The sequence below is a fragment of the Pseudomonas sp. BCA17 genome (assembly GCF_004519405.1).
Lineage (GTDB): Bacteria > Pseudomonadota > Gammaproteobacteria > Pseudomonadales > Pseudomonadaceae > Aquipseudomonas.
Map to the genome: position 1 here is coordinate 60,320 of NZ_SGWI01000011.1, position 9,154 is coordinate 69,473.

The following is a 9,154-nucleotide window of genomic DNA, read 5'->3' on the forward strand; positions in this document are numbered from 1 at the left end:
ATCAGTGATGCATGATCAATCGCCGTAGATGTCAGACTTGAAATACTTCTGGGAAATCTTCTGGTACTCGCCATTCGCGCGAATACCGTCAATGGCGGCATTCAGCTCGCTGACCAAGGCCGTATTGCCCTTGCGTACTGCAATCCCGGCGCCCTCGCCCACGTACGTGGGATCTTTGAGTTCCGGGCCGACAAACGCATAGCCCTTGCCACGGGGCATCGACAGGAAGTCGTTGAGGGGGATGGTGTCGGCGAAAATCGCATCCAGGCGGCCCGCGGCCAGGTCCATGTAGATCTCTTCGTTATTGCTGTAGCGCTTGACGTTGATGCCCTTGGGTTCGAACACCTCGGTGGCATAGCGGTCGGTGGTCGTGGCGCGTTGCACACCGACGGTCTTGCCCTTGAGGCTGGCGTACTGATCGTCCACTACCGCGCCTTCCTTCATCACCAGCCGCGACGAGGTGAAGTAATACTTGTGGGTGAAATCCACTGACTTCTTGCGGTCTTCGTTGATGGTCATGGACGACAGGGCCATGTCGATTTTCTTCACCTTGAGGGAAGGAATCAGACCGTCGAACTCACCCTCTACCCACACGCACTTGGCTTTCATCTGCGCGCACAGGGCATTACCGATGTCGTAGTCGAACCCGACGATCTTGCCTTCCTCGGTTTTGGAGGCGAACGGCGGGTAGGCCGCTTCGATGCCGATGCGCAGGGTTTTCTCGGCGGCCTGCAGGGGGCCGGCGGCGATCAGGCTCAAGGCCAGGGCGGTCAGGAGGGAGCGTTTCTTCATGGTCGCGTTCTCGCAAGTTGTTGTTGGTTTGGCAAGAGTGAAGAACAAGGTGAAGCTACTTTTTTGTACTTATAATTCCATATTGGACTTTTATGTATTTTGCGTCAATCACGTCTCGTCGCTGCCGCCCCCCATGACTTTTTTGCACAACGAGGTGGTGTTTTTGAGCGTTTTGCTCTGATTTATGCGTGCCTATACTCGGCTCAGCCACCCGGTCGAGCCGGGGGCCAGTCCCCACAACAATAATAAGGACAGCCACCATGACCCAGCCCTTCCTGGCCGCTCGGGATTTTCTACTCGCTCACCGCACTGACTACGCCACCGCTGTCCGGGATTTCCGCTGGCCGCAGCTGGATGCGTTCAATTGGGCCTTGGATTACTTCGATGCCATGGCCGAGGGCAATCCAGCCAATGCGCTATGGATCGTCGAAGAGGACGGCAGCGAACAGCGCTACAGCTTCCAGCAACTGTCGGCACGCTCCAACCAGGTCGCCAACCACTTGCGTGCCCTCGGGGTCCGACGCGGTGAGCGCATCCTGCTGATGCTCGGCAATGATGTAGCGCTATGGGAAACCATGCTCGCCGCGTTCAAGCTCGGCGCCGTGGTCATCCCCGCCACTGCGCTGTTGAACCCCGATGACCTGCGTGACCGTATCGAACGCGGGCAGGTACGCCACCTGGTGGTCGGCCAGGCGCATATCGGCAAATTCGTCGGCTTGACGGACGGCTGCAGTCGGATCTGTGTCGGCTCGCCACCTTCCGGCTGGGTCGCGCACAGTGCCGCCTTCGAGTATCCCGAGTCGTTCGAAGCCCAGGGCAGCACCCAGGCCACCGACCCGATGCTGTTGTACTTTACGTCCGGCACCACCTCGAAGCCGAAAATGGTGCTGCACAGCCACCAGAGCTATCCGGTGGGCCACCTGTCGACCATGTACTGGATCGGCCTGCAGCCGGGCGACCTGCACCTGAATATTTCCTCACCGGGCTGGGCCAAGCATGCCTGGAGCTGCCTCTTCGCACCGTGGAATGCCGGCGCCTGCATCTTTATTCATAACGTCGCGCGGTTCAGCGCGCCCGCCCTGCTCGGCGCGCTGGAACGCTACGGCGTCACCAGCCTGTGCGCGCCGCCTACGGTGTGGCGCATGCTGATCCAGGAAGACCTCGGCCGCTACCGACCCCGCCTGAAACTGCGCGAACTGGTGGGCGCCGGTGAGCCGCTGAACCCGGAAATCATCGAGCAGATCCAGCAGGCTTGGGGCTTGCCGCTGCGCGACGGTTTCGGCCAGTCGGAAACCACCGCCCTGGTGGGCAACACACCCGGCCAGGTGCTCAAGCCGGGTTCCATGGGCCGCCCGCTGCCGGGTTACCAGGTGGCGCTGCTCGACCCCGACGGCCTGCCCGGCACCGAGGGAGAAGTCGCCCTGCCCCTGGCGGTACGCCCGCTCGGCTTGATGCTGGGCTACGAAGACAGCCCGGAAAAAACCGCAGAAGTGATGCGCGACGGCTACTACCGCACCGGCGATACCGCACAGATCGACGCCGACGGTTACATCACGTTCGTCGGGCGTGCCGACGATGTGTTCAAAGCCTCCGACTATCGCATCAGCCCCTTCGAGCTGGAAAGCGCATTGATTGAACACCCGGCCGTGATGGAAGTAGCCGTAGTGCCCAGTCCCGACCCATTGCGCCTGGCCGTGCCCAAGGCGTTCCTGATCCTGGCCCAGGACGCCGTCGGCGACGCCGAGCTGGCCCGCCACATTCTGGCTTTTGCCCGTGAACAATTGGCGCCCTATAAACGGGTTCGGCGTATCGAGTTCGTCAGCGAGCTGCCCAAGACCATTTCCGGCAAGATCCGCCGCGTGGAACTGCGCCAGATGGAAGTGCTACGCCGCCAAGGGGATACGCGGGGTGAGCACGAGCATTTCGAGGAAGACTTTGTGCAACCCCAGGGCTGAAAACTACAGGGGCGGCTTGGCGCTGCGGCATTGGCCGTGCTGGCGTTGGTCGCCCTTCTAGGCCCAGGTAATCGCGACGCCGGCCAGGTAGAGGCCCACGCCGAAGACGGCATGGCTGATCAAACTGCGCAGGCGGTTCTTGCCTGGCGTCGGCGTCCTGGAGGAGGCGAATCCCGCCCCCATGGCGGGCTGTATCACACACAGTGGAACGGCCACGGTCACCACGCCCCAGGCGAGTGCCGGCAGGAAAGTGGGTTCCTGCAGCCAGGCAACACCTTGAATCCACACCAGCAACCCCGCGAAAACGACACCCGTGACGTAGTGCGCTATCCAGCCCAGGGCTATTTCACCTCGGACGGGCCTTGCTTGCCCAATGCTGTGATGAGCGAACTGCCCTCGGCATGCATGCCCGACCCAGCGTCCAACCAGCGCGAAATTCAGCGTTGGAACCCCAAGGGCCTTCAGGATCAACATCCACAGATCCATCACAACCGTAGCCCCGGCGCCTAACAAAACAACCTGTGCAGCCAACTCCAACGATGCCATACCCACCTCTTTCCATGGACCCATTAAACATGCGCAGGCATCATAGAAGTTGAAGTCAACTTCAAGTCAATGGTCTACCCATGGATATTACTGACGTCGTCAAACGCACGGGCATCCCAGCCCACACCTTGCGTTTCTATGAGAAGAAAGGGTTGATCACCTCAATCAGCCCGCCTGGCGCGCGCCGCCAGTTTGCCGCAACTGTGGTTGAACAATTAGCGGTGATTGCACTCGGGCAGGCGGGAGGCCTTTCGCTGGACGAGATACAGGCCATGCTGCCCCCCAGTGGTCAGGTGACTGTGGACAGGGCCGTGCTGTTGGCCAAGGCCGATGAGCTTGATGCGACGGTTAAGCAACTGCAGGCAATGAGCAAGGGGTTGCGCCATGCCGCAAAGTGCCCTGCCCCCAGCCACGCGCAATGCCCGAACTTTCGCCGGTTACTTGACATTGCCGCAGCGGGTGCCTTCAAGCGCCCCCGGCATAGGGCCGGCCAGCCTGATATCGGCGTGCCCCGCTGACGACGTGCCTCACCAGAACCAATAAGGCAGGAACTTGGGTGTCGGCTCATTGGCCAACTCCAAGTGGTAAGTAATAGCGTTGAAGAAAAACATATCCAGCACGAGGAAGACGGCGGCGCCAAAAGAGAAGATCAAGAACTCACGATGGGGATGCGCGTGCAGCTGTGACTTCATCCAGGGCCGAAGTGCGGCAAGCACAATCATGCCCGTGGACGCGCCGAGATAATTGGGACGCAGCGGTATCTGGGCATAAAAGCCATACACCCAGGCCAGCAACAGCAGTCCCAGCCCCACCGCCGGCAAGTTCAAGCAAAACCGCAGTAACTTTTGCCGGGTTCTGGTAAATAACGGGCTACGGTCCACGAAAATGTAAGCGGCCAATAATGAAATAGCCGGGGTGATGGAAAGGATATAACGCGCCTTCTTCGAACTTGGGATCGTGAACAGTACGACGACTACCAGCAGCCAGCCCGTGAGGTACAGCAGCAGGTGCGTGGCGGGATGAGGCGTACGTTCAAAAAAGTGTTTGCCCTTCCTGATGATAACGCCCACGGCAATAAACGCCGTGACGCCATAGGTCATCAAGCCTGCCGAAAAATAGAAGTAATAACGGGGCGCATGATCGCTGCCAAACCGCCCCAGCCCCTGCATGACCAGGACCTCTTGTAGAAAAGCCTCCCCGCCCTGCACGTAGGCAGCCCACGCCAGTAAGGCAACGCCTATCGCCAGGACCACGCCGGCCAGCAAGGAGAACACCGCCAGCATGCGCCACTGCCGGCTTAACAGATAATAAGAGGCGACGACACTGGCAGGGCCGATCAGGCCGATGGGCCCACGAAATGCAAAACCCAGCGCAAGGCCTGCGAGAACCAACAACAATCGAAAACGTTGCTGATGCATCTCTCCCGCATAGGCCAAGTAAAAACACATCACCGTGAACAGTGCCGGATAGACATCCAGCGCCAGGGAATTTACACCGTCCAGGAAGGACCAGGTAAACAATGCGAACACGACCCCGTAGGCGCCCCATTTCTTTTCATGCAAAGCACCCAACTTGTAAATGAACACCAGCATCAAGGCGGCGGCAACACAAAAGGGAAAGCCCATCGAAAGAATCGAGATGCGCCCGAATGGCAAGGAGACCAAATAAACAAGTAACGTATTGAAGACCGTGTAGTCGGGGTATGGCTGCAGGTCATCCGCGATGGGAAACAGTGTGACGCCATACTGAAGCATATACTGGGCAAAATCGACAAAGCGTGTGGTGTAATTGAGCACCGCGGGCTTGTATTGCAGTACGGCCAATACAATAAGCGCCATTGTAAAAATAAATGAGCACGGCTTTTTAACAGCCACTTCCCTTAGCATGTTCACACCGTTCCATCGCCCCAAAAAACGCGCAAATTAGCACTTTATTTTTTGGGAAATCCACACGCTAAAAGTAAAGAGTTGTTAAAAACCGTACGCCCTCTCCAGGGTATCGGCCTGCGTGGCTTTGCCTTATCAAATTGCAGAAAAAAGCCACTTGCTCGCGAAAAACCCACAGGCGCCGTGTTCATTCAGGCAACACGCGTTATCGTTGACGTTTTTCGCGGGCAAGCCCACTCCTACAGAGGGGGCCTTACGCTTAACGGATTGGCATTGTCTGGAGCCCAAAATGACACTCGCGCCGGACCTCCGGCAGCCCATCCCGGCCCCCGACCAGGCATCATCACGGCCTAAACCCACCCGCCATCCACGATAAAATTCTGCGCCGAGCACATCGCCGACATATCAGAAGCCAGGAACAACGCCATATTGGCGATATGTTGCGGCTCGACAGAACCCGGCAAGCACTGGCTGCGGCTGATCAACTCCTTGGCCGCATCATCCACCCACATCGCCAGCTGTTTTTCGGTCATCACCCAGCCAGGCACCAGTGTATTGACCCGGATGTGGCTTGGCCCCAGTTCCCGTGCCAGTGCACGGGTCATGCCATGAGCGGCGGCCTTGCTGGCGGCGTACACCGGGTAGCCGGCGGAGGCCATCATCCAGCCAACCGAGCCCAGGTTGATGATCGAGCCACCGCCGGCGCTTTTCATCATCGGCACTACGGCCTTGGCGGCGAAAAAGGCGTGCTTGAGGTTGACCGAGATCAGTTTGTCGAAGGTTTCCGAGTCCACTTCATCCAAGGTGTGGCGCACGTCATTGGCCGCATTGTTGACCAGCACGGTGATCGGCCCCAGGGAATGCTCGAAACGCCCGATGGCCGCCTTGTAGGCGATTTCATCGGTGATGTCGCAGCACACGAACTCCACCGTGTAGCCTTTTGAATTGAGCAGTGCCGCCAGGCGCTCGCCCTGGCTCTGCGCGCGGTCCACAAAGGCCACCTTGGCGCCCTGGGCGGCGAAGGCGCGCACCATGAATTCGCCGATGCCTGAAGCGCCTCCGGAGATCAGCACGGTCTTGCCTTCAAGGTCGGGATAAACAGCCTGTGCAGTACTCATATAACGGTTGCCTCGATCAATTAGTCTTATTTTATTTTACGAAACCGGCTTTAAAGGCTATAAATTCGCTGTCACAACGACAAAATATCGCACATTAGTAGAACTATTCCACTCAAAACAACAAAAGGAAGTTCGATCATGAAGCACCCTCGATACCTGCTTTCGGGTCTCGCCATGTCCCTGCTGATTGCCAGCGGCGGCACCCAGGCAGCAGGGCTCAGCAGCGAGCACAAACCTTTCGGCAAAACCAACGACGGCACGCCCGTCGAACAGTACATCCTGCGCAACAGCCATGGCATGCAAGCCACGGTGATTACCTACGGTGGCGTGCTGCAGTCGCTGAAGGTGCCGGATAAAAACGGCAAGGTAGACGACGTGGTGCTGGGCTTCGACGATGTGCAGGGCTACCAGGCCGGCACGGCGTTTTTTGGCGCGACCATCGGGCGCTTTGGCAACCGGCTCGCGGGCGGTGCCTTTGAACTCGATGGCAAACGCTACCAGGTGCCGCTCAACGATGGCCCGAACTCGCTGCACGGCGGCGCCCAGGGTTTCGACAAGCAGGTGTGGCAAGCCAAGCCGGTCAACGGCAAGGACTCGGTCGGCGTCACCCTCACCTACCTGTCCAAGGACGGCGAGATGGGTTTCCCCGGTAACCTGAAAACCGAGGTCACCTACAGCCTCAACGATAAAAACGAACTGCACATCGACTACAAGGCCAGCACCGACAAACCCACCGTGCTCAACCTGACCAACCACAGTTACTTCAACCTCGCCGGCGCGGGTAATGGAGATGTCCTCAAGCAGGTCGCAACCTTGCATGCCAGCCACTACACGCCCGTGAATGCCACCTTGATCCCTACCGGCGAACTCGCGCCAGTCAAGGGCACGCCGATGGACTTCCTCAAACCCACTGCCATTGGCCAGCACCTCAAGGACGATCACCCACAGCTTAAATTCGCTGAACCGAAACAAGGCGGGTTTGACTTCAACTGGGCGCTGGACACCCAGGGCGACGTCAAGAAACTTGCCGCCGAGGTGCATGACCCGGCGTCGGGCCGGCGTTTGCAGCTCTACACCAGCGAACCGGGGGTGCAGTTCTATACCAGCAACTTCCTCGATGGCACGGTGAAGGGTAAAGGCGGCAAGACTTACCTGCATTGGGGCGGGTTCACCCTGGAGACCCAGCACTTTCCGGATGCGCCCAATCAACCCAAGTTTGCCTCGACCCGCCTGAACCCAGGGCAGACCTACACCCAGAACACCGTCTTCAAATTCACCACCGATTAAAACTGAAAGGGGCTTGCCCCGATTGCGCTGGGTCAGAGAAACAGCGGCTTACTGACCCACCGCAATCGGGAGCAAGCCCCCTCCCGTCTTCAGTCTTCACATGGCTTTGGATCAGCGCTGCTTCATGCGGTCGATGACCACGGCCAACAGCAGGATCGAACCGCGGATCACGTACTGGTAGAACGTGTCGATGTTCTTCAGGTTCATCGCATTCTCGATGATCGCCAGGATCAACACCCCGGCAATCACGTGCCGGATCATGCCGATACCGCCGCTCAACGACACTCCGCCCAGCACGCACGCCGAGATCACCGTCAGTTCAAAACCCTGGCCGATCATCGGTTGGCCGGAGGTCATGCGCGAGGCGAGGATCACCCCGGCCAGCGCGCCAATCACGCCGTGTACGGCAAAGATCAGGATCTTGGTGCGATCAACGTTCACCCCTGCCAGCAGCGCCGCTTCTGGGTTGCCGCCGATGGCCATGGCGTTGCGTCCGTAGGTGGTGTAGTTGAGCAACCAGCCGAAGAACAGGAAGCACAGGATGGTGATCAGAATCGGCACCGGCACGCCGAATAACTGCCCATTCCCGAAGATGAAGAATGAGTCCTGGGACACGCCCACCGCCTTGCCGTCGGCAAAGATGTAGGCCAGGCCACGCACGATCTGCATGGTCGCCAACGTGGTGATCAATGCGTTGACCCGCAGCTTGGCGATCACGATACCGTTGATCAGCCCGACGATCAGGCCCATCACCAGTGCCGCCCCGATGCCCAGCATCACGCTGTCGGTATCGCGCATGACGATGGCCGCGACCACGCCGGCACAGGCGATCACCGAGCCCACCGACAAGTCGAAGTGCCCCGAGGCCAGGCAGAACAGCATGGTGCACGCCGCAATGCCCACGGTGGAGATCGCCAGGCCCAGCCCGCGCATGTTCAGCGGCGAGAGGAAGTTATCGACCAGCAAGGCACACAGGACAAAGATGCCCACCGCCGCCAGCAACATCGCCCAGTTATCCAGCAGTGCGCGTACATCCAAGGGTTTGCGTGCGGTTGGCAACGCGTTGTTTTGAGTGGTCATGGTTTTCTCTCAGTTCGCCAGGCCGCGCGGCAGGGCCAGCTGCAGCAGGTTGGATTCAGTCGCGTGTTCGCGGGTTTGTTCACCGCGCATGGCGCCTTCGCACAGCACCAGGATACGGTCGGAAATGCCCATGACTTCCATCAGGTCGCTGGACACTACGATCACCGCAATGCCCTGGGCCGCGAGGTTATGGATGATCTGGTAGATCTCGGCCTTGGCCCCGATATCGATCCCTCGGGTCGGTTCATCCAGCAGCAGCACTTTCATCGGCATCGACAGCCAGCGCCCCAGAATCGCCTTCTGCTGGTTGCCGCCCGAGAGGTACATGATCTTCTGCTCGGCATTTGGCGTCTTGACCTTCATCGCCTTGATCTGGTGGTCGGCGTTGCCTTTTTCCCAGCCCTCGCGCAGCAGCCAGCCGAACCGCGAGTGGGCACCGCGGGCGCTGATATTGATGTTCTCGGCGACACTGGACAGCGGGATGATGCCT

At 59.2% G+C, this 9,154-nt stretch carries 9 protein-coding genes; 3 read left to right on the forward strand and 6 right to left on the reverse strand.

Going from position 1 to position 9,154, the window contains the following annotated elements:
* Window positions 1-15 precede the first annotated feature (15 nt).
* Window positions 16-792, reverse strand: a complete 777-nt coding sequence (locus EXW71_RS28125; RefSeq protein WP_134661238.1) for an ABC transporter substrate-binding protein — start codon at window positions 790-792, stop codon at window positions 16-18.
* Between the two features lie 260 nt (window positions 793-1,052).
* Here EXW71_RS28125 and EXW71_RS28130 point away from each other — a divergent pair, with 260 nt between their 5' ends.
* Entirely contained in the window at window positions 1,053-2,747 is a 1,695-nt protein-coding gene (locus tag EXW71_RS28130; RefSeq protein ID WP_134661239.1) for an AMP-binding protein, read from the forward strand.
* Window positions 2,748-2,804: 57 nt separating this feature from the next.
* Here EXW71_RS28130 and EXW71_RS28135 read toward each other — a convergent pair whose 3' ends face one another.
* A complete protein-coding gene (locus EXW71_RS28135) occupies window positions 2,805-3,293 on the reverse strand; it encodes a DUF2938 domain-containing protein (RefSeq protein WP_134661240.1) in 489 nt (162 codons plus the stop codon).
* 80 nt (window positions 3,294-3,373) lie between these two features.
* On the opposite strand from EXW71_RS28135, the gene EXW71_RS28140 reads away from it, so the two are divergent.
* Window positions 3,374-3,811 (forward strand): helix-turn-helix domain-containing protein, encoded by a 438-nt coding sequence (locus EXW71_RS28140; protein ID WP_134661241.1) that lies wholly within the window; start codon window positions 3,374-3,376, stop codon window positions 3,809-3,811.
* A 9-nt stretch (window positions 3,812-3,820) separates the two neighbouring features.
* Here EXW71_RS28140 and EXW71_RS28145 read toward each other — a convergent pair whose 3' ends face one another.
* Together EXW71_RS28145 and EXW71_RS28155 are read right to left on the reverse strand one after the other, a co-directional pair.
* A complete protein-coding gene (locus EXW71_RS28145; protein ID WP_134661242.1) occupies window positions 3,821-5,179 on the reverse strand; it encodes a glycosyltransferase family 39 protein in 1,359 nt (452 codons plus the stop codon).
* A gap of 350 nt (window positions 5,180-5,529) precedes the next feature.
* The gene (locus EXW71_RS28155) at window positions 5,530-6,297 is read right to left on the reverse strand and encodes an SDR family NAD(P)-dependent oxidoreductase (protein ID WP_123717952.1); all 768 of its coding nucleotides are present in this window, start codon (window positions 6,295-6,297) and stop codon (window positions 5,530-5,532) included.
* 138 nt (window positions 6,298-6,435) lie between these two features.
* On the opposite strand from EXW71_RS28155, the gene EXW71_RS28160 reads away from it, so the two are divergent.
* Complete coding sequence (locus EXW71_RS28160; protein WP_134661244.1) at window positions 6,436-7,584, forward strand: aldose epimerase family protein; 1,149 nt, start codon at window positions 6,436-6,438, stop codon at window positions 7,582-7,584.
* Between the two features lie 111 nt (window positions 7,585-7,695).
* On the opposite strand, the gene araH is transcribed toward EXW71_RS28160, so the two are convergent.
* Together araH and EXW71_RS28170 are read right to left on the reverse strand one after the other, a co-directional pair.
* The gene (gene araH, locus EXW71_RS28165) at window positions 7,696-8,664 is read right to left on the reverse strand and encodes an L-arabinose ABC transporter permease AraH (RefSeq protein WP_134661245.1); all 969 of its coding nucleotides are present in this window, start codon (window positions 8,662-8,664) and stop codon (window positions 7,696-7,698) included.
* Window positions 8,665-8,673: 9 nt separating this feature from the next.
* The coding region (locus EXW71_RS28170) for an ATP-binding cassette domain-containing protein (protein ID WP_134661246.1) at window positions 8,674-9,154 on the reverse strand (481 nt) is incomplete at its 5' end.

Coding starts and splice junctions, on each gene's coding strand:
- EXW71_RS28130 (WP_134661239.1), top strand. CDS start 1,053: ATGACCCAGCCCTTCCTGGCCGCTCGGGATTTTCTACTCGCTCACCGC.
- EXW71_RS28160 (WP_134661244.1), top strand. CDS start 6,436: ATGAAGCACCCTCGATACCTGCTTTCGGGTCTCGCCATGTCCCTGCTG.
- EXW71_RS28155 (WP_123717952.1), bottom strand. CDS start 6,297: ATGAGTACTGCACAGGCTGTTTATCCCGACCTTGAAGGCAAGACCGTG.
- araH (WP_134661245.1), bottom strand. CDS start 8,664: ATGACCACTCAAAACAACGCGTTGCCAACCGCACGCAAACCCTTGGAT.
- EXW71_RS28135 (WP_134661240.1), bottom strand. CDS start 3,293: ATGGCATCGTTGGAGTTGGCTGCACAGGTTGTTTTGTTAGGCGCCGGG.
- EXW71_RS28145 (WP_134661242.1), bottom strand. CDS start 5,179: ATGCTAAGGGAAGTGGCTGTTAAAAAGCCGTGCTCATTTATTTTTACA.
- EXW71_RS28125 (WP_134661238.1), bottom strand. CDS start 792: ATGAAGAAACGCTCCCTCCTGACCGCCCTGGCCTTGAGCCTGATCGCC.
- EXW71_RS28140 (WP_134661241.1), top strand. CDS start 3,374: ATGGATATTACTGACGTCGTCAAACGCACGGGCATCCCAGCCCACACC.